The organism is Streptomyces sp. NPDC017890 (assembly GCF_044328675.1).
GTDB lineage: Bacteria > Actinomycetota > Actinomycetes > Streptomycetales > Streptomycetaceae > Streptomyces.
This window is the reverse complement of record NZ_JBIRHU010000010.1, coordinates 54,267-79,227: the sequence shown is the minus strand read 5'-3', so window position 1 is coordinate 79,227 and position 24,961 is coordinate 54,267. Positions and strand designations below refer to the sequence as shown.

Genomic DNA, 24,961 nt, shown 5'->3' with positions numbered 1-24,961 from the left:
CCTCATCGTTGGCGCCGGAGGTGGTGCCGACATGAACGCACGTGGTGCGATGGGCAGGTACGGCGAGACACTCGCAGCCCGCCGGCTGGCCGACGCCGGGATGGCGGTCCTGGAGCGCAACTGGCGCGGCGGCAGGACCGGCGAGATCGACATCGTCGCCCGGGACGGGGACGTCCTGGTCGTCTGCGAGGTCAAGACCCGCAGGGGCGGCTCCTTCGAGCATCCGATGGCCGCGGTGACCCCGGAGAAGGCGGAGCGGCTGCGGCGGCTCGCCGAGCGCTGGATCCAGACCCACGGAGGGGCCCCGCCCGGCGGCGTCCGCATCGACCTGGTCGGTGTACTCCTGCCGCGGCGTGGTGCCCCCGTGGTCGAGCACGCGCGGGGGGTGGCGTGATGGGATTCGCGCGTACGTGCTCCGTGGCGCTCGTCGGCGTCGAGGGCGTGGTCGTCGAGGTACAGGCCGACCTCGAACCGGGCGTGGCGGCGTTCACTCTGGTGGGGCTGCCGGACAAGAGCCTGACCGAGAGCCGGGACCGGGTGCGGGCCGCGGTGGTCAACTCGGGTGCCGAGTGGCCGCAGAAGAAGCTCACGGTGGGACTCAGTCCGGCGTCGGTGCCGAAGAGCGGCAGTGGATTCGATCTGGCGATCGCCGCAGCCGTCCTCGGCGCCGCCGAGCGCATCGATCCCCGCGTGCTCGCCGACATCGTGATGATCGGGGAGCTGGGCCTGGACGGACGGGTCCGGCCGGTGCGCGGCATCCTGCCGGCGGTACTGGCCGCGGCGGAGGCAGGTTACGAGCAGGTGGTCGTCCCCGAGTGCGCCGCTGTCGAGGCGTCCCTGGTGCCCGGCGTGTCGGTGCTCGGCGTACGCAGCCTGCGCCAGCTGATCGCCCTCCTCGCGGACGAGCCCGTGCCGGAGGAGGAACAGGACCAGCAGGGCAGGCCCGACCCGCTCCTCGCCGGTCTGCGGATGCCCGGCACGGGAGCCGCCACCGGAATGCACGGCACGGGAGCGGGGCAGCACGACCACGGGCACGACCTCGCCGACGTCGTGGGCCAGGACTCGGCGCGCACGGCGGTGGAGGTCGCCGCGGCCGGTGGCCACCACCTGTTCCTGGAGGGGCCGCCCGGCGCCGGCAAGACCATGCTCGCCGAACGGCTGCCCGCCATCCTGCCCCGGTTGTGCCGGGAGGAATCGCTCGAGGTCACCGCGGTGCACTCGGTGGCGGGCCTGCTGCCGCCGGGCAAGCCCCTGATCGACGTGGCCCCCTACTGCGCGCCGCACCACTCCGCCACGATGCAGGCCCTCGTCGGAGGTGGTCCCGGCATCGGACGGCCGGGAGCGGTGTCGCTGGCACACCGAGGAGTGCTTTTTCTGGATGAAACGCCAGAATTCAGCAGCCATGCGCTGGACGCTCTGCGCCAGCCGCTGGAGTCCGGGCATGTCGTCATCGCGCGCAGCGCGGGCGTGGTGCGGTTCCCGGCACGGTTCCTGATGGTGCTGGCCGCCAATCCCTGCCCGTGCGGGCGGTTCTCCCGGAAGGAGGACCTCTGCGAATGTCCGCCCTCGGCGATCCGCCGCTACCAGGCCAGGCTGTCCGGCCCCCTGCTCGACCGGGTCGACCTCAGGGTCGAGGTGGACCGGGTCACGCGCAGCCAGCTGGCGGGGGACGGCACCCGGGGTGACGCCACCGCGACGGTCGCCGACCGGGTGCGGGCGGCCCGGGACCGGGCGGCCGCGCGTCTGGCGGGCACGCCGTGGCGTTCCAACAGCGAGGTGCCCGGACGGGAGCTGCGCAGCCGCTGGTACGCGGCGCCCGGCGCACTGGAGGACGCGGAACGCAGCCTGGAACGGGGTGTGCTCACCGCCCGCGGCCTCGACCGGGTCCTCCGCGTCGCCTGGACCGTCGCGGATCTCGTCGGCCATGACCGGCCCGACGCGAAGGACGTCGCTCTGGCACTGCAACTGCGCACGAGGGTGCCTCGGGGGGTCCCCATGACCCTTGGAGCGCTGACGTGAGCGGGGAGGGCGCCATGACGGGGAAGGGTGCCGTGACCGGCGACGGTGCTGTTGCCGAGGGCGGCGATCCGGCTGCGGCCGATGCGGTGCTCCGGGGTGACGCCGTGCCCAGTGGCGGCATCGAGACCACGGGCGACGCCTCGGCCCGGTGCGGCGGACCGGCCCGGTGCGACGGACCGGTCAGGGACGACGACGCGGTCAGGGACGACGACGCGGCGTGGGGCGGTCAGGCCGGAGATGAGCTGCTCGGCCGGGTTTTCCTGACCCGCGTCATCGAGCCCGGAGACGAGACCGGTGGTCGGTGGGTCCGGGAGCGCGGCGTCGCGGAGGTGGTGCGGAGGCTGCGCGAGGGCGGGCGTGCCCTGCCGGGGGCGAGCGAGAAACGGTGGGCCGGGCTGCGTGCCCGAGCGGACCGGGCCGAGCCGCGCCGGGACCTCGCCACCGCCCGGGCGGCCGGGGTGCGGTTCGTCGCCCCCGGGACGGCCGAGTGGCCGCGCCAGCTCGACGACCTCGGCGACGCCCGCCCCCTCGGGCTGTGGGTGCGCGGCGGGCCCAGTCTGCGCATGTGGGCGCTCAGGTCGGTGGCCGTCGTCGGCGCCCGCGCCTGCACCGAGTACGGCGCCCACATGGCGGCCACCCTCGCCGCCGGGCTCGCCGAACGCGGGTGGGTCGTGGTGTCCGGCGGCGCCTACGGGGTCGACGGCGCCGCCCACCGGGGCGCTCTCGGCGCGGGCGGCGCCACCGCCGCCGTCCTCGCCTGCGGCGTCGACCGCCCTTACCCGCCCGGGCACACCGGGCTGATCACGAGGATCGCGGAACAGGGACTGGTCATCGGGGAGCTGCCACCGGGCGACCATCCGACGCCGAGCAGGTTCATCCTCCGCAATCGCGTGATCGCCGCGCTCACCCGGGGCACCGTGGTCGTCGAGGCCGCCTTTCGCAGCGGCTCGCTGGTCACGGCACGGGCGGCCCAGCGCCTGGGCCGGCACACGATGGGAGTGCCTGGACCGGCCACCAGCGCCCTGTCGGCGGGGGTGCATGAGCTGCTGCGAGGCGACGCGGTGCTCGTCAGCGACGCCGCCGAGGTCGTCGAACTGGTCGGTGACATGGGCGAGCTGCCCCCGGACCGGCGTGGGCCGGTGCTCCCCACCGACCTGCTGGAACCTCGCACCCGCCAGGTGCTGGCCGGGCTCCCCGCGCGCGGGGCGGCGGCCGCGGACGAGGTGGCGCGCCGGGCCCAGACCACGCAGGACGACGCGATCGCGCGACTGTACGAGCTTCGAGCGCTTGGTTACGTCGAACGACACGGCGACGGCTGGAAGTTGACACGCCAGATGATGATCTCGGTCCGCGACGGCGGAGACCCGTACTGACCCAGCGTGTTCGGCCGTCCGGGGGAACCCCGACGCCCTTGTGAACAGTGGCAGTTGAGGTATTCGAGTGATCATGCAGAGCGATCATGGTCCCCCCTGCGGGGCGCTCAGCGGAACGTATCTGCGTGCGCTCCCGCCCCGCTCTTCGCCCACCGCGACAGTCCAGTCACGCTACGCTCACGAGGACCCCTCACGTAGACAGCAGACCGGCGGGCCTCACCCAGGCACACCACATCACGGCAGAACGGCACAAGGCGACGAATGCCCCAGCACACCTCCGGGTCCGACCGGGCGGCTATCCCCCCAGCCGCCCGCGACGGTGGCAGCGTGCGACCGCCCGCCCCCTCGACGCTCGACGAGCTGTGGCGGTCGTACAAGGCGACGGGCGACGAGCGGCTGCGGGAACAGCTGATCCTGCACTACTCGCCCCTGGTGAAGTACGTGGCGGGCCGGGTGAGCGTGGGACTGCCACCCAATGTCGAGCAGGCGGACTTCGTCTCCTCGGGTGTGTTCGGACTGATCGACGCGATCGAGAAGTTCGACGTCGACCGGGAGATCAAGTTCGAGACGTACGCGATCACCCGGATCCGGGGCGCGATGATCGACGAGCTGCGGGCGCTGGACTGGATCCCGCGGTCGGTCCGGCAGAAGGCGCGGAACGTGGAGCGCGCGTACGCGACGCTGGAGGCACGGCTGCGCCGCACCCCGTCGGAGAGCGAGGTGGCCGCAGAGCTGGGGATCGCGGTGGAGGACCTCCACGCGGTGTTCAGCCAGTTGTCGCTGGCCAACGTGGTGGCTCTGGAGGAGTTGCTGCACGCCGGGGGCGAGGGCGGGGACCGGCTGAGCCTCATGGACACGCTGGAGGACACCGCCGCCGACAATCCGGTGGAGGTCGCCGAGGACCGCGAGCTGCGGCGGTTCCTTGCGCGCGCGATCAACACGCTGCCCGAGCGGGAGAAGACCGTCGTCACGCTGTACTACTACGAGGGACTCACACTCGCCGAGATCGGGAACGTGCTGGGCGTGACGGAGAGCCGGGTCAGCCAGATTCACACCAAGTCGGTGTTGCAACTCCGGGCGAAGCTGGCGGGTTTTGGTCGCTGACCTGGCCTTACGGCACGCGGCACGCTCCGCCTGTGACACCGCCCGCGCTCGTGCGGCCGGGTGGCCGACTCCCGTACGGCGGGGCGCGTCCGTAAAGTGGTGACGTGCCAAGGATTCGAGCGGCCTCCGTGGCCGAGCACCGGTCGATGCAGCGTGCCTCCCTGCTGGACGCGGCACGCTCCCTGCTGTCCGACGGCGGAACGGAGGCGCTGACCTTCCCCGCCCTCGCCGAACGCACGGGTCTCGCCCGGTCGTCCGTCTACGAGTACTTCCGGTCGCGGGCGGCGGTCGTCGAGGAGCTGTGTGCCGTCGACTTCCCGGTCTGGGCCGCGGAGGTCGAGGCGGCGATGGAGCGCGAGGCGACCCCCGAGGCCAAGGTCGAGGCGTATGTGCGCAAGCAGCTCGACCTCGTCGGGGACCGGCGGCACCGGGCCGTCGTGGCCATCTCCGCGAGCGAGCTCGACGCCGGCGCGCGGGAGAAGATCCGGGCGGCGCACGGCGGGTTGATCGCGATGATCGTCGAAGCACTGGGGGAGATGGGGCACGAGCAGCCGCGACTGGCGGCGATGCTGCTCCAGGGGGTCGTGGACGCGGCCGTGCGGCGGATCGAACTGGGGGCGGCGGAGGAGCCGCCGGCGATCACGGAGGCGGCCGTCTCCATGGCGTTGCGGGGCGTGCGGGGCTGACCGCCCCGGCGCGCGGCTTGCCGGCTGACGTGAAGCCGACCGGCTGGGGAGCCGACCGGCCGGAGTGATCGAGCACCCTCGTGTTCCCGGGGCCCGCCTCTGACCCCGGCGCCCTGGGCCCCAGGTGCCCTGAACCTCAGGGCGTGCACGGCACGGCGCTACGGGGTGCCGCCCCCGGACAGGGCCCCGGCGCCCACCCCCGGCTGCGCGGGCAGGGGAACTCCCAGAACCGGCAGCAGTCTCGACGGCCCCCGCGCGAGCAGCCACGGAGGGAGCACCGACAGCGGGTTCAGATAGACGTCGCCCCGCAGCAGGCCCCAGTGCAGACAGGCCGCGCAGTGGGAGCCCGTCGGCTCCACCGTGCCGAGCACCTCGCCCGCCGCGACCTCGTCCCCCTTCCTCACCGTCGCCTCGACCGGCTCGTACGTCGTCCGCAGGGGCGGGGTGCCCGTCCCCGTCAGTTCCAGCGAGACGACGCCCCTTCCCGCCACCCGCCCCGCGAACGACACCCTCCCCGCCGTCACCGCCCGGACCGGGGCCGCGCCCACCGCGGCGAGGTCCACGCCGCGGTGGCCCGGACCGTACGGGGTCACCGGGGGTTCCCAGCCCCGTAGAACCGCCGGCCGGGTGCCGACCGGCCAGTGGCGGGCCACCGTCGGCACCGTCGGGTCCGGGCCCGCCCCGGCGTCCGCCGCGGCCACCGTCGCCCACGCCGATGCCGCCACCGGCGCCACCTCCGGCGCCGGTCGCGGTGGCCCCGGGACCATGACGGTCAGAAGCAGCGCCACCCACGTACACGCACTCGCACATCGCCTCGCTCGCATGCGAGAACCGTCCCGTACCAGGGGCGATCGCCGTCCGGCCCTGTGGACCGTTCCCCGCTTGTGGACAGCCGCGTCACCCGGTACGCCGCGGGTCCCGTACACTTCTGATGGCGATCCGGGTCACCGGGTCGACTTCGCACGCCCCGACACGAGGCCCGTCAAGGCTCGTGTCAGCGCCCCTCGGTCCCTTGCGGCAGGCGCACAGCGGGCGTCAGGCGCGGGAGCCGTCCGGCTTCCGCGGCACAACCGAGAAACTCGAGGAGATACGGCCATGGCCGTCGTCACGATGCGGGAGCTGCTGGAAAGCGGCGTCCACTTCGGTCACCAGACCCGTCGTTGGAACCCGAAGATGAAGCGCTTCATCTTCACGGAGCGCAACGGCATCTACATCATCGACCTGCTCCAGTCGCTGTCGTACATCGACCGCGCCTACGAGTTCGTCAAGGAGACCGTCGCCCACGGCGGCACGGTCATGTTCGTCGGCACGAAGAAGCAGGCGCAGGAGGCCATCGCCGAGCAGGCCACCCGCGTCGGCATGCCCTACGTCAACCAGCGCTGGCTGGGCGGCATGCTCACCAACTTCTCGACCGTCTACAAGCGTCTGCAGCGCCTCAAGGAGCTCGAGCAGATCGACTTCGAGGACGTGGCCGCCTCCGGCCTCACCAAGAAGGAGCTGCTGGTCCTCTCCCGCGAGAAGGCCAAGCTGGAGAAGACCCTCGGCGGTATCCGCGAGATGTCCAAGGTGCCCAGCGCCGTCTGGATCGTGGACACCAAGAAGGAGCACATCGCGGTCGGCGAGGCCCGGAAGCTCAACATCCCGGTCGTCGCCATCCTCGACACCAACTGCGACCCCGACGAGGTCGACTACAAGATCCCGGGCAACGACGACGCGATCCGCTCCGTCACCCTGCTCACCCGCGTGATCGCCGACGCCGTCGCCGAGGGCCTCATCGCCCGCTCCGGCGCCGCTGCCGGCGACAAGGGCGACAAGGCCGCCGGCGAGCCGCTCGCCGCGTGGGAGCGCGACCTGCTCGAGGGCGAGAAGGCCGAGAAGACGGCCGACGCCGAGACCGCCGAGAAGCCCGCCGAGGCTCCGGCCGCCGAGGCCGCCCCCGCCGAGGAGGCCCCCGCCGCCGAGGCCGCGGCCACCGAGGCTCCGGCCGAGGAGGCGCCCGCCGCCGAGGCTCCGGCCGCCGAGGGCGAGCAGGCCTGACCGTCCCGTCGGAGTGGACGGCGGGAGCGGTGACATCGAAACCGCTCCCGCCGTCCACCCGTAGGTCGGTGGAAGGTCATGGACCCGCAGCTCCATGCAGGTCCGTGATCCCGTAGATCTTCGATCTTCCAGACTTCCAGAAAGATTCACAGACTCATGGCGAACTACACCGCCGCCGACGTCAAGAAGCTTCGTGAGCTCACCGGCGCCGGCATGATGGACTGCAAGAAGGCGCTGGACGAGGCCGAGGGCAACGTCGAGAAGGCCGTCGAGGCGCTCCGCATCAAGGGTCAGAAGGGCGTCGCCAAGCGCGAGGGCCGCTCTGCCGAGAACGGCGCCGTCGTCTCGATCATCGCCGACGACAACACCTCGGGTGTCCTCGTCGAGCTGAAGTGCGAGACGGACTTCGTCGCCAAGGGCGAGAAGTTCCAGAACGTCGCCAAGGCCATCGCCGAGCACGTCGCGAAGGCCGCCCCGGCCGACCTCGAGGCGCTGCTCGCCTCCGAGATCGAGCCCGGCAAGACCGTGCAGGCCTTCGTGGACGAGGCCAACGCCAACCTCGGCGAAAAGATCGTCCTGGACCGCTTCGCGCAGTTCTCCGGCGGCTTCGTGACCGCGTACATGCACCGCACGATGCCCGACCTGCCTCCGCAGATCGGTGTCCTCGTCGAGCTGGACAAGCCGAACGCCGAGCTGGCCAAGGGCGTCGCCCAGCACATCGCCGCCTTCGCGCCGAAGTACCTCTCCAAGGAGGACGTCCCGGCCGAGGTCGTCGAGTCCGAGCGTCGCGTCGCCGAGGAGACCACCCGCGCCGAGGGCAAGCCCGAGGCCGCCCTGCCGAAGATCGTCGAGGGTCGCCTCAACGGCTTCTTCAAGGACGCCACGCTGCTGGGCCAGCCCTACGCGCTCGACAACAAGAAGTCCGTCCAGAAGGTGCTGGACGAGGCCGGTGTCACCCTGAAGCGCTTCTCGCGCATCAAGGTCGGCATCTGAGTCCGTACCGCGACGGACGTGCGACCCCGGTAGGGTCGACAGCAGTCGCCGGCGCCGTTCGCGTACGCCGTTGCGTACGCGCGTGTGGCGGCGGGCGACAGCAGATCTGACGAGGAGGCCATTGCCGCGTATGGGATGCGAAACACGCCCCCACCGGCAATGGCCTTCTTCGTGTGTGTGACCCACGTAAAAGAGGCGAGATCTCCATGACCACCAAGGCCGAGAAGAGCGACGACGGCAAAGTACGCGGCCGCTTCATGCTGAAGCTGTCCGGAGAGGCGTTCTCCGGCGGTGGGGGCCTGGGCGTCGACCCCGACGTGGTGCACGCCATCGCCCGAGAGATCGCGGCCGTCGTCCGGGACGGCGCGCAGGTCGCCATCGTCATCGGCGGCGGCAACTTCTTCCGTGGCGCCGAGCTGCAGGTACGCGGCATGGACCGCGCCCGCTCCGACTACATGGGCATGCTCGGCACCGTGATGAACTGCCTGGCCCTCCAGGACTTCCTGGAGAAGGAGGGCGTCGACTGCCGCGTGCAGACCGCCATCACCATGGGCCAGGTCGCCGAGCCGTACATCCCGCTGCGTGCCGTGCGCCACCTGGAGAAGGGCCGCGTCGTCATCTTCGGCGCCGGTATGGGCATGCCCTACTTCTCCACCGACACCACCGCCGCCCAGCGCGCCCTCGAGATCGACGCCGAAGCCCTGCTCATGGGCAAGAACGGCGTGGACGGGGTCTACGACTCCGACCCGAAGACCAACCCGGACGCCGTGAAGTTCGACGCGCTCGGCTACGGCGAGGTCATCACCCGGGACCTGAAGGTCGCCGACGCGACGGCCGTCACGCTCTGCCGCGACAACAGCCTCCCGATCGTGGTCTTCGAGCTCCTGAAGGAGGGCAATATCGCCCGCGCCGTCAAGGGTGAGAAGATCGGCACGCTTGTGGGTGACCAAGGCAGCCGGGACTGACCGGAGAACCACCCCCTGTCCGCGGACGCCACCTGTCCGGGGGACGGACGGGACGGGGCCGGGCCGGGGGATGGACAATGTCCCGCCGGTCGGGAACCGTGCAGGAAGAACGCGACGCAGCCGGCCGCAGCCCCGACAGGGAACCGCCGCCGGGCCTACTCAAGACACGCAGGAGCAAGTGGTGATCGAAGAGACCCTCCTCGAGGCCGAGGAGAAGATGGAGAAGGCCGTCGTGGTCGCCAAGGAGGACTTCGCCGCGATCCGCACCGGCCGTGCGCACCCGGCGATGTTCAACAAGATCGTGGCCGACTACTACGGCGCGCTGACGCCGATCAACCAGCTGGCCTCGTTCTCCGTGCCCGAGCCGCGCATGGCCGTGGTGACCCCCTTCGACAAGAGCGCCCTGCGCAACATCGAACAGGCGATCCGCGACTCCGACCTGGGCGTCAACCCCAGCAACGACGGCAACATCATCCGGGTGGTGTTCCCCGAGCTGACCGAGGAGCGCCGCCGCGACTACATCAAGGTCGCCAAGAGCAAGGGCGAGGACGCCAAGGTCTCGATCCGCTCCGTGCGCCGCAAGGCCAAGGACGCCATCGACAAGATGGTCAAGGACGGCGAGGTCGGCGAGGACGAGGGCCGTCGTGCGGAGAAGGAGCTGGACGACACCACCACCAAGTACGTCGCCCAGGTGGACGAGCTCCTGAAGCACAAGGAAGCCGAGCTGCTCGAGGTCTGATGAACGACTCTTCCTGGGGAGCGCCGCCACAAGCCGGGTACTGGGGGCCGTCCGACCAGGGACCTGCCCAGGGCGCTGCCCCGGCGGGTCCCGCGTACGATGCGCACTACGCGCAGCAGACTCGCCCCATGCCCGTCGTGCCCGACGTACCCGAACACGGCGGAGACCAGGATGACGGAAAAGGGGCCGCTCGGCTGAGCGGCCCCTTGTTCCGAGACGAGCCGTTCCGCGACGATCCGTATCGCGGCGAGAACCCGTCGGCGCAGCCGTATGCGGAGGTGCCGCAGAATCCGGAGCCCATGCCCGACGCCCCCCAGCCGGCGCGGCCCCAACCGCAGCCGCAGAAGAAGAGCGCGGGCCGCGACCTGGGCGCCGCGATAGGGGTCGGCCTCGGGCTCGGGGCGGTGATCGTCGCCTCGCTGTTCGTCGTCAAGGCCGTCTTCGTCGGTGTGGTCGCGGTCGCCGTCGTGGTGGGTCTGTGGGAGCTGACCAAGCGGCTCCAGGAGCGCAAGGGCATCAGGGCACCCCTCGTGCCGCTCGCGATCGGCGGCGCGGCGATGGTGGTCGCCGGGTATGTGCGGGGCGCGGAGGGTGCGTGGGTCGCCATGGCGCTCACGGCCCTGGCGATCCTCGTGTGGCGGATGACCGAGCCGCCGGAGGGCTACCTCAAGGACGTCACGGCGGGCCTCTTCGCGGCGTTCTACGTGCCCTTCCTGGCCACGTTCGTCGCGATGATGCTCATGGCGGACGACGGTGCGCGGCGCGTCCTGGTCTTCCTGGTGCTGACGGTCGTCAGCGACACCGGCGCCTACGCCGTCGGCTGGCGCTTCGGCAGGACCAAGCTCGCCCCGCGCATCAGCCCCGGCAAGACCCGTGAGGGCCTGCTCGGAGCGGTGGCGTTCGCGATGGCGGCCGGTGCGCTGTGCATGCAGTTCGTGATCGACGACGGCACCTGGTGGCAGGGTCTGCTGCTCGGCCTCGCGGTCGCCGTCAGCGCCACGCTGGGCGACCTCGGCGAGTCCATGATCAAGCGGGACCTCGGCATCAAGGACATGGGCACGCTGCTGCCGGGCCACGGGGGCATCATGGACCGCCTGGACTCGCTGCTGCCGACCGCGCCGGTGGTGTGGTTGCTGCTGGTGATCTTCGTCGGTTCGGGTTGACAGTCATCAGGTAGCCTGGAAGGGCCCGCGGCGTCTGGCTGCGGGCCCTTCCGTGTGTTCCCGCCGATGCGGGGACGATCCAGTGAGGTCTCCTGGCTTCGGCATGGCTCTGCCGTCCTCCCCGCCGACGCGGGGATGTTGCCACAGGCCCGCCGTCCGTCATGAGGAGTTGTCCGACCGTGGCCCGTCCCGTCCCAGGTGAGCTCACCTTCGCTGCACCCCGCGGAGCGAAGCGGCCGCCGCGGCACCTCGCCGACCTCACGCCCGCCGAGCGCAAGGAGGCCGTCGCCGCGATCGGCGAGAAGCCGTTCCGCGCCAAGCAGCTCTCGCAGCACTACTTCGCGCGGTACGCGCACGCCCCCGAGCAGTGGACCGACATCCCGGCCGGCTCGCGCCAGGGACTCCAGGAGGCCCTGCTGCCCGAGCTGATGACCGTCGTACGGCATCTGTCGACCGACCAGGGCACCACGCGCAAGACGCTGTGGAAGCTGTTCGACGGGACGCTCGTCGAGTCGGTCCTCATGCGCTACCCGGACCGGGTGACCATGTGCATCAGCTCCCAGGCGGGCTGCGGCATGAACTGCCCGTTCTGTGCCACGGGGCAGGCGGGCCTGGACCGGAACCTGTCCACCGCCGAGATCGTGCACCAGATCGTGGACGGAATGCGCGCCCTGCGGGACGGCGAGGTCCCCGGGGGACCGGCCCGGCTGAGCAACATCGTGTTCATGGGCATGGGCGAGCCCCTCGCCAACTACAACCGTGTCGTCGGTTCCATCCGCCGCCTCACCGACCCGGAGCCCGACGGACTGGGCCTCTCCCAGCGCGGCATCACCGTCTCCACGGTCGGCCTCGTCCCGGCCATCCACCGCTTCACCGGCGAGGGGTTCAAGTGCCGCCTCGCCATCTCGCTGCACGCGCCCGACGACGAGCTGCGCGACACCCTGGTCCCCGTCAACACGCGCTGGAAGGTGCGTGAGGTGCTGGACGCCGGATTCGAGTACGCGGCCACCTCCGGGCGCCGGCTGTCGATCGAGTACGCGCTGATCCGGGACATCAACGACCAGGCGTGGCGCGGTGACCGGCTCGGGCGGCTGCTCAAGGGCAGGCCCGTGCACGTCAACCTCATCCCGCTCAACCCCACGCCCGGCTCGAAGTGGACCGCGTCGCGGCCCGAGGACGAGAAGGCGTTCGTGGAGGCGATCGCGGCGCACGGTGTGCCGGTGACGATCCGGGACACCCGTGGGCAGGAGATCGACGGGGCGTGTGGTCAGCTCGCCGCGAGCGAGCGGTAACCTGACCGGCGTCGTACATCGTCGTACGACAGCTTCGTACAGAAGTTCATACGGAAGTACATCTTCATATTCCGACAGGGGAGCGCCACAGCGCTGAGAGTGCGGCACCGGCCGCAGACCCTCCGAACCTGGCCCAGGTCATTCTGGGTAGGGAGATCGGTCACCACTCGAGCTGTTGCGCCCTGCCCGGGACCCTCGCCAGGGGTTTCGGGCGGGGCCGCGTCTTCTCCTGGTCACCCAGGAGGAATTCAGTGAGCATCACCAAGAAGGCCACCGTCCTGGCCCTCGGGCTCGGCATGGTCGGCGGCCTGGCCGCCTGCGGATCGTCCGGCGACGACGGCCGGGGCGCCGGCGACTCCAAGACCGTGACCCTGGTCAGCCACAACTCGTGGGCCGTGTCGAAGGACGTCATCGCCGCCTTCGAGAAGAGCTCCGGCTACAAGGTCCGGGTCCTGGAGGACGGCGACGCCGGGCAGGCCGTCAACAAGGCCGTCCTCACCAAGGACAACCCGCAGGGCGACGTCTTCTTCGGCGTGGACAACACGCTGCTGTCCCGCGCGCTCGACAACGGGCTGTTCCAGCCGTACGAGGCGAAGGGATCCGACCTGGTCCTCCCCGAGTACCGGACCGACCAGGACAAGCACCGGGTCACTCCCGTCACCACCGGCGACGTCTGCGTCAACTACGACAAGGCCTACTTCAGCGAGCACAAGCTGACCCCGCCGGACTCCTTCGACGACCTGGTCAAGCCCGAGTACAGGAACCTGCTCGTCACCGAGAACGCGGGCAGTTCCTCGCCCGGCCTCGGCTTCCTGCTCGGCACCGCCGCCGAGTACGGCGACCAGGGCTGGGAGGACTACTGGAAGAAGCTGAAGGCGAACGGCGTCAAGGTCGTCGACAGCTGGGAGCAGGCGTACAACGAGGAGTTCTCCGGCTCGTCCGGCGGCAAGAAGGCCAAGGGCGACCGCCCGCTCGTCGTCTCCTACGCCTCGTCCCCGCCCGCCGAGGTCATCTACGCCGACCCGCAGCCGGCCACCGCGCCGACGGGTGTCGCCACCGGCACCTGCTTCCGCCAGGTCGAGTACGCGGGTCTGCTGAGCAACGCCGGGAACCCCGAGGGCGGCAAGGCACTCCTCGACTTCCTGCTCGGCAAGGAGTTCCAGGACGACATGCCGCTGAACATGTTCGTGTACCCGGTGCGGGAGGGAGCGGAGATTCCCGAGGCGTTCCGGAAGTACGGGCCGCAGGCCGAGGACCCGCGGACCATGGACCCGGCGAAGATCGCCGACAACCGCGACCAGTGGGTCAAGTCGTGGACCTCACTCGTACTGAAGTAGCCGGGCGCCGGCGCCGCACGGGGAACGTGGCGCGGCCGGCCCTGATGGCCGTGCCCGTGGCGTTCTTCGCGGTGTTCTTCGCCTACCCCGTCGCCGCGATCGTCGCGCGCGGACTGGAGATCGACGGCACCTGGCGGTTCGGGCGGATCGGGGAGGTGCTCGCGCAGTCCGACGTGCGGCACGTGCTGTGGTTCACCACCTGGCAGGCGCTGGCCTCCACCGCGCTCACCCTGCTGATCGCCCTGCCGGGCGCCTATGTCTTCGCCCGCCTCGACTTCCCCGGCAAGCAGGTGCTGCGGGCGGTGGTGACCGTGCCGTTCGTGTTGCCGACGGTCGTCGTCGGTACGGCGTTCCTGGCACTGGTGGGGCGGGGCGGGCTGCTCGACGGGCTGTGGGGCGTACGGCTGGACACCACCGTGTGGGCGATCCTCCTCGCGCACGTCTTCTTCAACTACGCCGTCGTCGTACGCACCGTCGGCGGCCTCTGGTCGCAGCTCGACCCGCGGCAGGAGGAGGCGGCGCGGATGCTCGGCGCCTCGCGGCTGAGGGCCTGGCGGCAGGTGACACTGCCCGCGCTCGCGCCGGCCGTGGCCGCCGCCGCGCTGATGGTGTTCCTGTTCACCTTCACCTCCTTCGGCGTGGTCCAGATCCTCGGTGGGCCCGCCTTCTCCACCCTGGAGGTGGAGATCTACCGGCAGACCTCCCAGATCTTCGACCTGTCCACGGCCGCCGTGCTGACGCTGATCCAGTTCGCCGCGGTGGCCGCCATCCTCGCCGTGCACGCCTGGTCGGTACGGCGGCGGGAGACGGCCCTGCGCCTGGTCGACGCGGCCACGACCGCGCGCCGGCCGCGCGGGACCGGGCAGTGGGCGCTGCTGGCCGGGGTTCTGATCACCGTCGCCGTGCTGCTGGTGCTGCCGCTCGCCGTGCTCGTCCAGCGGTCGCTGGGCGCGCCCGGCTTCGGCTACTACCGGGCGCTGACCCGGGAGGACGGCGGCACCTTCCTCGTCCCGCCCATCGAGGCGATCGGCAACTCCCTCCAGTACGCAGTCGCCGCCACCGCCATCGCCGTGGTGATCGGCGCGCTGGCCGCCACCGCGCTCACCCGCCGCGACGCGGGCCGCTTCGTACGCGGCTTCGACGCGCTGCTGATGCTGCCGCTCGGGGTGTCCGCCGTGACGGTCGGCTTCGGGTTCCTGATCGCGCTGGACGAACCCCCGCTGGACCTCCGGGCGTCCTGGATCCTGGTGCCGCTGGCGCAGGCACTGGTCGGGGTCCCGTTCGTCGTCCGGACCATGCTGCCGGTGCTGCGGGCGGTGGACGTACGGCTGCGGGAGGCGGCGGCGGTGCTCGGCGCGTCGCCGTGGCGGGTGTGGCGGGAGGTCGACCTGCCGATGGTGCGGCGGGCCCTGCTGGTCGCGGCCGGGTTCGCCTTCGCGGTGTCGCTCGGGGAGTTCGGGGCGACCGTGTTCATCGCGCGGCCCGACAACCCGACGCTGCCGGTCGCGGTGGCACGACTGCTGGGGCGGCCCGGGGACATGAACTACGGCCAGGCGATGGCCCTTTCGACGATTCTGATGCTGGTGTGCGCGGTGGCCCTGGTGGTGCTGGAGCGGCTGCGGACCGACCGGAGCGGGGAGTTCTAGGGATGCGGGAGTTTCGGGAGATGGAGCTTCCAGGGATGCGGGAGACCCAGGGATGCTGCTGAACCTTGAGGGCGCGACGGTCCGCTTCGGCGGGCGGGCCGTGCTCGACGCCGTCGACCTGGATGTCGCCGAGCACGAGGTGGTGTGCGTGCTCGGGCCCAGCGGCAGCGGCAAGTCGACGCTGCTGCGGGCGGTCGCCGGGCTCCAGCCGCTGGACGCCGGACGGGTGACGCTCGACGGGCGGGACCAGTCCGGGGTGCCCGCGCACAAGCGCGAGGTCGGGCTGATGTTCCAGGACCACCAGCTGTTCCCGCAGCGGGACGTGGCCGGAAACATCGCCTTCGGGCCGCGGATGCGTGGCGCCTCCCGCACCGGACAGCGGGAACGGGTGGCGGAGTTGCTGGAACTGGTCGGGCTGCCGGGAGCCGCCCGCCGGTCCGTGGCCGCGCTCTCCGGCGGTGAGCAGCAGCGGGTGGCGCTGGCCCGCGCCCTCGCGCCCCGGCCCCGCCTGCTGATGCTGGACGAGCCGCTCGGCCAGCTCGACCGCTCGCTGCGGGAGCGGCTCGTGGTGGAACTGCGCGAGCTGTTCGGCCGGCTGGGCACCACCGTGCTCGCCGTGACCCACGACCAGGGCGAGGCATTCGCGCTCGCCGACCGGGTCGTCGTGATGCGGGACGGGCGGATCGCCCAGTCGGGGACGCCCCTGGAGGTGTGGCAGCGGCCGGCCGACGCCTTCGTGGCCCGCTTCCTCGGCTTCGACAACGTGGTGGAGGCGACCGTCGCCGGACAGGTCGCCGGCACCCCGTGGGGCAAGGTGCCGGTCCCCGAGGACGCTCCGCAGGGGGCCCGGACCCTGCTCGTCAGGCCCGCCGGGGTGCGCATGGTGCCCGCCGGCGCGGGGCTGCGCTGCACGGTCACCGCCCGCACCTTCCGGGGCACCCACGTCGCCGTCCACCTCCAGCCCGAGGACGCGCCGCGCCTGGAGGCGGCGTGTGCGCTGCGGGCGGCGCCTGAGGTGGGGGACGTGGTCGGGGTGGAGTTCGACGTGGCGGAAACCGTCGTGCTCGGATGATCGTCCCGCTCGTAGGGTGACGGGCATGACACTCCTCGCCCATGACCGCTACTGCGACGAAACAGCCCACCAGGCAGGCCGGTTCAGGTCCGTGCTGTCGACGGGCGCCGACCTGTCCGCCACCGTGCCGACCTGCCCGGACTGGACCCTGGAGGACCTGGTGCGGCACGTCGGCCGCGCACTGCGCTGGACGGAACTGCTCGTCCGCACCCGCGCGGAGGAGGACGTCCCGATCGACCGGGTGCCGGGAGCCGCGGGCCCCGGCACCCGGGGGGACGCGGCGGCCCTGGACGCATGGCTGGCCGAGTCCGCCGCGACGGTCGTGCAGGCGCTGCGGGAGGCCGGGCCGGACGGGCGGGCGTGGTCGTGGTCCGGGGACCACACCGCGGGCTTCTGGGCCCGCCGGATGACGCACGAACTCGTCGTCCACGGGGCGGACGCGGCACTCGCGGCGGACCGGCCGTTCGAGGCGGTCGCGGCCGAGGTGGCGGCGGACGCCATCGACGAGTGGCTGGACATCGTGCGGTTCGTGCAGCGGGTTCTTCCGGACGGTCCGGCGAAGGCGCTGCGGGCCCCGGGCCGGAGCATCCACCTGCACGCCACCGACACCACCGCCGACCTCGACGCCGAATGGTTCATCGAGCTTCCCGAGGACGGCGTCACCTGGCGCCGCGGCCACGAGAAGGCGACCGTGGCGCTGCGGGGGCCGCTCACGGACGTGCTGCTGGCCTTCTACCGCAGGCTCCCGCCGGACGCCCCGGGACTCCAGGTGTCCGGCGACCGCGAGCTGCTGGAACTCTGGCTGGAGAAGGCGACGTTCGGCTGATGTGACGCGGGGACGCGACGGTGGCCCGTACGCCTGCCGGGGTGCGGGCCACCATCGCTGTGCGGTGCCGGTGTGCCGGGGTGTCAGCGGTCGCTGTTCGCTCCGCGACGGCGCAGGCCGAAGAAGACCGCGCCGCCACCGACGGCGACGAGGGCCGCCGCGATGCCGACGATCATGCCGGTGTTGGAGTTGGCACCGGTCTCGGCGAGGTTGGAGTCACCGGCCGCCGCGGACGGGGCGTTGCTCGGTACGGCCGCCGGTGCGGTGCTCTCGCTCTCCGCCGGTGCCGGTGCCGGTGCCGACGTGGACGGTGCCGGGGCCGGCGTCTCCGTCTCCTCGGCCGGGGTGGAGGAGCTCTCCGACGGGGTCGGGGCCGGTGTGTCCTCCGTCTTGCAGGGGGTCGACGGGGTCACGAGGTTCGGCTTGATGTCCTCGTCGACGTAGGTGTCGGCCTTGACATGGATGCGGTACTCGGCGTTCGGTTGCCAGTCCGCGGCGAAGGTGATGGTGGTGCCTTCGCGCGAACCCTTGACGACCTGCTCGCCGATCTTCTCGGCGTCACCGCCGTTGTTCCGCAGGTACACGGTGACGGTGGCGGGGATGCCGGCGGGGTCCACGTCGGTGACGGTGATGACACCCTTGTCGCCCTCGCACTTGGCGGCGGCGGAGAACTCGCTGATGTCGCAGGCGAGGGCGTTGCCGGCGGCGCCGACCGCCAGGGCCACCGAGGCGGAGGCGACGCCGAGGGCGCGAACGCCACGGCGTGCTGCCGTGCGACTGATTATGGACAGGACTGCCACGTTTGTCCTTTACGGGAGCGCGGTTGCGGGGGGTGATGAGGGTGCCGACGCGTGAAGACGTGGCGTCAGCACACCCATGAGCCACACTGGTCTATAAGTGGCGCATAAGCAGTGTCAACGCGTAGGCCCGTCAAGGGTGTTGGCTTTGCCGTCTCATTAACCACCGAGACGTTTCGGCGTCCCGCGAGCCGAACGCGGGCGTGGCATTCCCGCCGGGCACCCGGGTGGCGGCCTCGGATGCCGGTCCGTGACCGGGGCTGGGCGGGTGTCGCGTGTTCACCCGCCCGTGCCGGGCCTGCGGATGGCTCAGCCCTGGACCGCCGCCGGGTCCATCCACACGACCTCGAAGGTGTGGCCGTCGAGGTCGTCGAAGGCACGGCCGTACATGAAGCCGTGGTCCTGGGTCTCGCCGGAGACCGAGCCGCCGGCCGCGACCGCCTTCTCCACCAGCTCGTCGACCTTCTCGCGGCTCTCGGCGCTCAGCGCGAGCAGCACCTCGCTGGACTTCGTCGAGTCCACGATCTCCTTCTTGGTGAACTCGCGGTACTTCTGCGGCGTGTGCACCATCACGACGATGGCCTCGCTGAGCGGGATCGAAGCGGTGGTGTCGTCGCTGAACTGAGCGTTGATCTCGTAACCGAGCTCGGTGAAGAACTTCTTCGAGGCGTCGAGGTTGTTGGTGGCCAGGTTCACGAAGATCATCTGCTGGTACATGGGGGCCTCTCCCGTCGGTGTGCTGCCGTAGTCATGCTGTTCGAAGGGTTAGACGCGAGACGCATCCGGAACTCATCGCCGGTTCGCAGATTTCTTCGAAGTTTTTTTCACGGGGGTCTCCACAGCAACGCGGTACGGGGTCAGCGGGCCAGGGGCAGCGACGCCAGCTCCGCGACGACGACGGTCAGCGGGCCGAACAGGGCGGCCAGGGCGGCGGCGCGTACGGCGGCTGCGGCGCGCAGTGTCGCCGGGGGCGCCCCCAGCCGCAGCAGGGCGTCCGTGGTCTCGGCCCGGGCGTGTTTGGCCTCGACGGCCGCGGTGAGGAGCGCGGCCACCGTGCAGCCGGCCACGAGAAGGGCGCCGAAGACGCCCAGTGGGCCGAAGGCCGGTCCATCGGTGTCGTACAGCGTGGCGGCGACGTAGGCCGCGGAGGCCACGGCGCAGACGACGCCGAGGGGGCGGCCGATGCGGTTCGACTCGTCCATGAGGACTCGGCCGGCCAGGAGGCGCAGGGCGCCGGGCCGGGCCGCCTGCAGCAGGCGGCCGCACAGGTGGGTGAGGCCGGGGCCGGCCAGGGCGAGGCCCAGCGCGGCGAGGGCCCAGCCGACGAGGATGCCCGCGGAGGGGGTGGCGCCGGGGGCGGTGGCCGTGTTGCCGGCGTAGGTCTCGACGGCGAGGCCCGCGGTGAGTACGGCGATGCCCCAGGGGAGGGCGGTGGTGTTCTGGAGACGGGGCGGGGCCGCGGGGCCGGAGGCGGTGTCGGCCGCGGGGGTGGGTGCGGGCTCGGTCGTGGGGGTGGGGGCGGGCTCGGTCGCGGGGTCGGCGGCGGCCTCCGGTGTCGGTTGCGGGCTGTGCGCCGTGGCCGGCGGGTGGGCGACATCCGCCTGCGTCCGCAGGGTGCCGCCTTCCTCCGGGAGGGGGGCCGCCCCGGTGGAACGACTGCCTGCGAACTGTGCGGGCCGTGCGGCTCCGCCGCCCGCCGGGGCCGCGGCCCAGCGGGCGCCGAAGCGGCCGTACGCCCCGAAGGTTTCGCGGGCCGCGCCCCAGCCGTACGCGCCGAAGCGGCCGTAGCCGCGCGAGCCGGCGGGCGGGGCGGAGCGGGGATCGCGAGGGCGCAGCGTCACCGCGACGGCGGCCGATGCCGTGGCCGGTGCCAGGGTCAGCAGGGTCACCGCCGCCGGGCCGGGGAGACGGTGGCCGACGGCCAGGGCGTCGGCGGCGGCGTCGAAGGGCACGCCGCCCAGGTCGCCGCGCAGGTGGAGGAAGACGAGCAGGGCCACCACCGAGCCGAGCGCGCCGGCCAGGGCCGTGGTCGTCGCCGAGACGGCCATCAGGCGGCCGGGGCCCAGGCCGATCGCCGACAGCCCCGGGCGGGGCCGGGTGCCGGGATCGGTGCGGGCCACGGCGACGGCGAGGTACACCGTGGCGGCGAGGGGCGCCGCGCACCAGGCCAGGCGGAGGGCGGCGACGCCGGGCGTGTCCGGGTGGGTCAGCGCGTGGCCGAGGGCGCACAGCAGCAGGAAGCCCGTGCCCGCCGAGGCCACCGCGACCAGCAGGCGGCGCAGTTGGACGGCGAGGCGGGCGGCGCGGGTCAGGCGGAGAGCGAGCACGCTGCCCGGCCTTCCGTTCCGGTGGTCCCGGTGGTCCCGGTGGCCACCGTGGCCTCGGTGGCCGGAGGGAGGTGCACGGTCCGCACCCGCCGCCCGTCCAGCAGCGCCACCGTGCGGTCCGCGAGGGCGGCGGTCCGCGCGTCGTGCGTGGCGAGGAGGACGGTGATGCCGTGCGAGCGGGCCGCCGTGGTGAGGGTCCGCAGGACGCTGGCGCGGTCGGCGCGGTGCAGGGGGGCCGTCGGCTCGTCGGCGAAGAGGACCGCGGGGGCGGAGGCGAGCGCGCGGGCGATGCAGACGCGCTGCCGCTCGGCCTGCTGGAGTTCGTGGGGGCGCCGGCGGGCCTTGTCGCCGACGTCGAGGCGCTCCAGCCATTCCAGGGCGGCGGTCTTGGCCCGGGGCCGGCCGGTGCCGCGCAGCATGAGGGGGAGGGCGGTGTTCTCCCAGACGTTGAGTTCCGGGACGAGCACGGGGGCGGGGTCGATCCAGCAGAAGCGGTCGCGGCGCAGTCGCTCGCGGCGGAGCGGGCCCATGGTGTGCACCGCCACGCCGTTGAACCACACCTCGCCGTCCTGCGGCCGGACCAGCCCGGACAGACACCGCAGCAGCGTGGTCTTGCCGCTGCCGCGCGGGCCGCTCACGGCGAGGATCTCGCCCTCGCGGACACCGAGCGACACGCCTTGCAGCGCGGGGGAGCCGTCGTGGTGCTGGAAGTGCAGGGCGCGGGCGCAGAGCACGTCGTGGTCCGGCGGAGCCTCCATGGGCGTACACCTCGGTTCTGATCCGTGTTTCCCGGTCACGTCCCCCTTCCGGGGGAACGAAGACGGGGCCGATCGGTCACACGAACGCTAGGCAGTCCCCGGCGGGAGGCCGGACAGCACGCGGCCCCGGGCCGCCGTGTCTCACTCGAACGGGCGGCGCCGGGGCCGATGATGATCAGCCAGAAGGATGATCGGAACGGACCTGGATCAGAGCTTCGTCCACGCCTCCGTCAGCGTGGCGCGCAGGATCTGCTCGATCTCGTCGAAGGTCTCCTGGTTGGAGATCAGCGGCGGGGCGAGCTGGATGACCGGGTCGCCGCGGTCGTCGGCACGGCAGTACAGGCCGTTCTCGAAGAGCTTCTTGGAGAGGAAGCCGTACAGGACGCGCTCGGTCTCCTCGTCGTTGAAGGACTCCTTGGTGACCTTGTCCTTGACCAGCTCGATGCCGTAGAAGAAGCCGTTGCCGCGGACGTCGCCGACGATCGGGAGGTCGTGCAGCTTCTCCAGGGTGGCGCGGAAGTTGCCCTCGTTGTCGAGTACGTGCTGGTTGAGGCCCTCGCACTCGAACAGGTCGAGGTTGGCGAGGCCGACCGCGGCGGAGACCGGGTGACCGCCGAAGGTGTAACCGTGCAGGAAGGTGTTGTCGCCCTTGTAGAACGGCTCGGCCAGGCGGTCGGAGATGACGCACGCGCCGATCGGGGAGTAGCCCGAGGTCATGCCCTTGGCGCAGGTGATCATGTCCGGGACGTAGCCGAACTTGTCGCAGGCGAACGTCGTGCCCAGGCGGCCGAAGGCGCAGATGACCTCGTCCGACACGAGCAGCACGTCGTACTGGTCGCAGATCTCGCGGACCCGCTGGAAGTAGCCGGGCGGGGGCGGGAAGCAGCCGCCCGCGTTCTGCACGGGCTCCAGGAACACGGCCGCGACCGTCTCCGGGCCCTCGAAGAGGATCTGCTGCTCGATCTGGTCGGCGGCCCAGCGGCCGTAGGCCTCGGGGTCGTCGCCGTGGATCGGGGCGCGGTAGATGTTGGTGTTCGGCACCTTGTGCGCGCCCGGGACGAGCGGCTCGAACGGCGCCTTCAGGGCGGGCAGGCCGGTGATGGACAGGGCGCCCTGCGGGGTGCCGTGGTAGGCGACCGCGCGGGAGATGACCTTGTACTTGGTCGGCTTGCCGGTCAGCTTGAAGTACTGCTTGGCGAGCTTCCAGGCGGTCTCGACCGCCTCGCCGCCGCCGGTGGTGAAGAAGACCTTGTTGAGGTCGCCGGGGGCCTCGTTCGCCAGGCGCTCGGCCAGCTCGACGGCCTTGGGGTGGGCGTAGGACCACACCGGGAAGAAGGCGAGCTCCTGCGCCTGCTTGGCCGCGGCCTCGGCCAGCTCCGTGCGGCCGTGTCCGGCCTGGACCACGAACAGGCCGGCGAGACCGTCGAGGTAGCGCTTGCCCTTGTCGTCGTAGATGTGGGTGCCCTCACCGCGGACGATGGTGGGGACGGGGGCGTTCTCGTACGACGACATGCGGGTGAAGTGCATCCACAGGTGGTCGTAGGCGGTCCTGCTGAGGTCCTTGGGGCTGTCGGTGCTCACGATTATCGGGTTCCCCACATATAGGTCTGCTTCTTGAGCTTCAGGTAGACGAAGCTCTCGGTGGAGCGCACTCCGGGGACGGCCCGGATGCGTTTGTTGATGACGTCCAGAAGGTGGTCGTCGTCCTCGCAGACGACCTCCACCATCAGGTCGAAGGAGCCCGCGGTCATCACCACGTACTCGCATTCGGCCATGGCCGCCACCGCGTCGGCGACGGACTCCACGTCGCCCTCGACACGGACGCCGACCATCGCCTGCCGGCGGAAGCCCACGGTGAGCGGGTCCGTGACGGCGACGATCTGCATCACGCCCTGGTCGAGCAGCTTCTGGACGCGCTGGCGCACGGCCGCCTCCGACAGACCCACGGCCTTGCCGATCGCGGCGTACGGCCGGCGGCCGTCCTCCTGGAGCTGCTCGATGATGGCGAGGGAGACGGCGTCCAACTGGGGACCACCGTTCCTGGACTCGCGGGAGTCCTTCTGGTCTGCGCTTCGACTGGCCACGGCTTCACTGTGCACGACGTATCGACAGTTTCGCAAGGCCGGATCGATGAAATTCGTTGTCTGCGCGGTCAACTACTACGGATTTCGCAACCCAACGGCGACCGGGGGTGTTGAAAACGTCGGGTCTCCGTCTAGGGTGGGTGTCTCAGTGCTTGGACACTGGGAGATCCGAAGTTGACACCCGAACTTGGAGGGCCGGCAGTGAGCACCGAGCTGCGTCGTCTGCGCAACTACATCGACGGTGAGTTCCGGGACGCCGCCGACGGACGGACCACGGAGGTGGTCAACCCCGCCACGGGCGAGGCCTACGCCACCGCCCCCCTGTCCGGGCAGGCGGACGTGGACGCCGCCATGGCCGCCGCCGCCGCGGCCTTCCCGGCCTGGCGCGACACCACCCCGGCCGAGCGGCAGAAGGCCCTGCTGAAGATCGCGGACGCGTTCGAGGAGCGCGCCGAGGAGCTGATCGCGGCCGAGGTGGAGAACACGGGCAAGCCCATCGGGCTGACCCGCTCCGAGGAGATCCCGCCGATGGTCGACCAGATCCGCTTCTTCGCGGGAGCGGCGCGGATGCTCGAGGGGCGCGCCGCCGGTGAGTACATGGAGGGTCTGACCTCCATGGTCCGCCGCGAGCCGATCGGCGTCTGCGCGCAGGTCGCCCCGTGGAACTACCCGATGATGATGGCCGTGTGGAAGTTCGCCCCGGCGCTCGCCGCGGGCAACACCGTCGTCCTGAAGCCCTCGGACACGACGCCCGCCTCCACCGCCCTGATGGCCGACATCATCGGCTCGATCGTGCCCAAGGGCGTCTTCAACGTCGTCTGCGGCGACCGCGACACCGGCCGCCTGATGGTCGAGCACGAGACCCCGGCGATGGCCTCCATCACCGGCTCGGTGCGGGCCGGCATGTCGGTCGCCGAGTCGGCGTCGAAGGACCTCAAGCGGGTCCACCTGGAGCTGGGCGGCAAGGCGCCGGTCGTCGTCTTCGAGGACACCGACATCCCCAAGGCCGTCGCGGGCATCTCGGAGGCGGGCTACTTCAACGCCGGCCAGGACTGCACCGCGGCCACCCGCGTACTGGTCCACGAGGCGATCCACGACGAGTTCGTGAGCGCCCTCGCGAAGGCGGCGTCCGAGATCAAGACCGGTCAGCCGGACGACGAGGACGTGCTGTACGGCCCGCTCAACAACCCCAACCAGCTCAAGCAGGTCGCCGGGTTCGTCGAGCGCCTGCCCGCCCACGCCAAGGTCGAGGCGGGTGGCCACCAGGTCGGCGAGAAGGGCTACTTCTACGCCCCGACCGTCGTCTCGGGCCTCAAGCAGGACGACGAGATCATCCAGAAGGAGGTCTTCGGCCCCGTCATCACCGTCCAGTCCTTCCGCGACGAGGACCAGGCGGTCCAGTGGGCCAACGGCGTCGAGTACGCGCTGGCCTCCTCGGTGTGGACCAAGGACCACGGGCGCGCCATGCGGATGTCCAAGAGGCTGGACTTCGGCTGCGTGTGGATCAACACCCACATCCCGCTGGTCGCCGAGATGCCGCACGGCGGCTTCAAGAAGTCCGGCTACGGCAAGGACCTGTCGGCGTACGGCTTCGACGACTACACGCGGATCAAGCACGTGATGACGTCGCTCGACATCTGACGGATCCGGCGTGATGTGACGGACCCGGCGTGATGTGAGGGGCCGGGCGTGGTGTGACGGACCGGTGTGCGCGCGGCCCTGGACGGGAACCACCGTCCGGGG

Annotated in this window: 23 protein-coding genes and 1 riboswitch; of the genes, 16 read left to right on the top strand and 7 right to left on the bottom strand. The window is 71.6% G+C overall.

Annotated features, from left to right (window positions below; all coding sequences use genetic code 11):
• Positions 1-31 precede the first annotated feature (31 nt).
• The 5 genes from ACH4F2_RS15105 to ACH4F2_RS15085 all read left to right on the top strand — a co-directional run bounded on the left by ACH4F2_RS15105 (position 32) and on the right by ACH4F2_RS15085 (position 5,182).
• Positions 32-394 (top strand): YraN family protein, encoded by a 363-nt coding sequence (locus ACH4F2_RS15105; protein WP_398133154.1) that lies wholly within the window; start codon positions 32-34, stop codon positions 392-394.
• Positions 394-2,019: a YifB family Mg chelatase-like AAA ATPase gene (locus ACH4F2_RS15100; RefSeq protein WP_398133153.1), complete on the top strand. Its 1,626-nt coding sequence runs from the start codon at positions 394-396 to the stop codon at positions 2,017-2,019. The genes ACH4F2_RS15105 and ACH4F2_RS15100 overlap by 1 nt, the downstream gene beginning before the upstream one ends.
• A gap of 14 nt (positions 2,020-2,033) precedes the next feature.
• Positions 2,034-3,392 (top strand): DNA-processing protein DprA, encoded by a 1,359-nt coding sequence (gene dprA, locus ACH4F2_RS15095; RefSeq protein ID WP_398133152.1) that lies wholly within the window; start codon positions 2,034-2,036, stop codon positions 3,390-3,392.
• Positions 3,393-3,653: 261 nt separating this feature from the next.
• Positions 3,654-4,496: an RNA polymerase sigma factor WhiG gene (gene whiG, locus ACH4F2_RS15090; protein WP_398133151.1), complete on the top strand. Its 843-nt coding sequence runs from the start codon at positions 3,654-3,656 to the stop codon at positions 4,494-4,496.
• Between the two features lie 128 nt (positions 4,497-4,624).
• Positions 4,625-5,182, top strand: coding sequence for a TetR/AcrR family transcriptional regulator (locus tag ACH4F2_RS15085; RefSeq protein ID WP_398133309.1), 558 nt, complete (start codon positions 4,625-4,627; stop codon positions 5,180-5,182).
• Between the two features lie 158 nt (positions 5,183-5,340).
• On the opposite strand, the gene ACH4F2_RS15080 is transcribed toward ACH4F2_RS15085, so the two are convergent.
• Positions 5,341-6,006, bottom strand: coding sequence for a murein hydrolase activator EnvC family protein (locus tag ACH4F2_RS15080; RefSeq protein ID WP_398133150.1), 666 nt, complete (start codon positions 6,004-6,006; stop codon positions 5,341-5,343).
• 271 nt (positions 6,007-6,277) lie between these two features.
• On the opposite strand from ACH4F2_RS15080, the gene rpsB reads away from it, so the two are divergent.
• The 10 genes from rpsB to ACH4F2_RS15030 all read left to right on the top strand — a co-directional run bounded on the left by rpsB (position 6,278) and on the right by ACH4F2_RS15030 (position 17,252).
• Complete coding sequence (gene rpsB, locus ACH4F2_RS15075; RefSeq protein ID WP_351398219.1) at positions 6,278-7,219, top strand: 30S ribosomal protein S2; 942 nt, start codon at positions 6,278-6,280, stop codon at positions 7,217-7,219.
• A gap of 156 nt (positions 7,220-7,375) precedes the next feature.
• Positions 7,376-8,212, top strand: a complete 837-nt coding sequence (gene tsf / locus ACH4F2_RS15070) for a translation elongation factor Ts (protein WP_398133149.1) — start codon at positions 7,376-7,378, stop codon at positions 8,210-8,212.
• Positions 8,213-8,418: 206 nt separating this feature from the next.
• Positions 8,419-9,177: a UMP kinase gene (pyrH, locus tag ACH4F2_RS15065; protein WP_398133148.1), complete on the top strand. Its 759-nt coding sequence runs from the start codon at positions 8,419-8,421 to the stop codon at positions 9,175-9,177.
• 181 nt (positions 9,178-9,358) lie between these two features.
• A complete protein-coding gene (gene frr / locus ACH4F2_RS15060; protein ID WP_398133147.1) occupies positions 9,359-9,916 on the top strand; it encodes a ribosome recycling factor in 558 nt (185 codons plus the stop codon).
• Entirely contained in the window at positions 9,916-11,079 is a 1,164-nt protein-coding gene (locus ACH4F2_RS15055; RefSeq protein WP_398133146.1) for a phosphatidate cytidylyltransferase, read from the top strand. Before frr ends, ACH4F2_RS15055 begins: the two co-directional genes overlap by 1 nt.
• Before the next feature lie 179 nt (positions 11,080-11,258).
• A complete protein-coding gene (gene rlmN / locus ACH4F2_RS15050; protein ID WP_398133145.1) occupies positions 11,259-12,371 on the top strand; it encodes a 23S rRNA (adenine(2503)-C(2))-methyltransferase RlmN in 1,113 nt (370 codons plus the stop codon).
• Between the two features lie 66 nt (positions 12,372-12,437).
• A riboswitch (TPP riboswitch) is annotated at positions 12,438-12,543 on the top strand.
• Positions 12,544-12,622: 79 nt separating this feature from the next.
• Positions 12,623-13,708: a thiamine ABC transporter substrate binding subunit gene (locus tag ACH4F2_RS15045; protein WP_398133144.1), complete on the top strand. Its 1,086-nt coding sequence runs from the start codon at positions 12,623-12,625 to the stop codon at positions 13,706-13,708.
• Between the two features lie 44 nt (positions 13,709-13,752).
• Positions 13,753-15,354 (top strand): ABC transporter permease, encoded by a 1,602-nt coding sequence (locus ACH4F2_RS15040; protein ID WP_398133308.1) that lies wholly within the window; start codon positions 13,753-13,755, stop codon positions 15,352-15,354.
• 52 nt (positions 15,355-15,406) lie between these two features.
• Positions 15,407-16,426, top strand: a complete 1,020-nt coding sequence (locus ACH4F2_RS15035; protein WP_398133143.1) for an ABC transporter ATP-binding protein — start codon at positions 15,407-15,409, stop codon at positions 16,424-16,426.
• 25 nt (positions 16,427-16,451) lie between these two features.
• Positions 16,452-17,252 carry a maleylpyruvate isomerase family mycothiol-dependent enzyme gene (locus ACH4F2_RS15030; protein ID WP_398133142.1) on the top strand — a complete coding sequence of 267 codons (801 nt, stop codon included), beginning with the start codon at positions 16,452-16,454 and terminating at the stop codon, positions 17,250-17,252.
• Between the two features lie 83 nt (positions 17,253-17,335).
• On the opposite strand, the gene ACH4F2_RS15025 is transcribed toward ACH4F2_RS15030, so the two are convergent.
• The 6 genes from ACH4F2_RS15025 to ACH4F2_RS15000 form a co-directional block, all read right to left on the bottom strand.
• Entirely contained in the window at positions 17,336-18,052 is a 717-nt protein-coding gene (locus ACH4F2_RS15025) for an LAETG motif-containing sortase-dependent surface protein (RefSeq protein ID WP_398133141.1), read from the bottom strand.
• A gap of 306 nt (positions 18,053-18,358) precedes the next feature.
• Entirely contained in the window at positions 18,359-18,766 is a 408-nt protein-coding gene (locus ACH4F2_RS15020) for a VOC family protein (RefSeq protein ID WP_398133140.1), read from the bottom strand.
• Between the two features lie 140 nt (positions 18,767-18,906).
• Positions 18,907-20,376 (bottom strand): hypothetical protein, encoded by a 1,470-nt coding sequence (locus ACH4F2_RS15015; RefSeq protein WP_398133139.1) that lies wholly within the window; start codon positions 20,374-20,376, stop codon positions 18,907-18,909.
• Positions 20,358-21,134 carry an ABC transporter ATP-binding protein gene (locus ACH4F2_RS15010; protein WP_398133138.1) on the bottom strand — a complete coding sequence of 259 codons (777 nt, stop codon included), beginning with the start codon at positions 21,132-21,134 and terminating at the stop codon, positions 20,358-20,360. Before ACH4F2_RS15010 ends, ACH4F2_RS15015 begins: the two co-directional genes overlap by 19 nt.
• A 207-nt stretch (positions 21,135-21,341) precedes the next feature.
• Positions 21,342-22,715, bottom strand: coding sequence for an aspartate aminotransferase family protein (locus tag ACH4F2_RS15005; protein ID WP_398133137.1), 1,374 nt, complete (start codon positions 22,713-22,715; stop codon positions 21,342-21,344).
• Between the two features lie 2 nt (positions 22,716-22,717).
• Complete coding sequence (locus tag ACH4F2_RS15000; protein WP_398133136.1) at positions 22,718-23,233, bottom strand: Lrp/AsnC family transcriptional regulator; 516 nt, start codon at positions 23,231-23,233, stop codon at positions 22,718-22,720.
• 186 nt (positions 23,234-23,419) lie between these two features.
• Here ACH4F2_RS15000 and ACH4F2_RS14995 point away from each other — a divergent pair, with 186 nt between their 5' ends.
• Entirely contained in the window at positions 23,420-24,859 is a 1,440-nt protein-coding gene (locus ACH4F2_RS14995; protein ID WP_398133135.1) for a gamma-aminobutyraldehyde dehydrogenase, read from the top strand.
• The last annotated feature ends 102 nt before the right edge of the window (positions 24,860-24,961 follow it).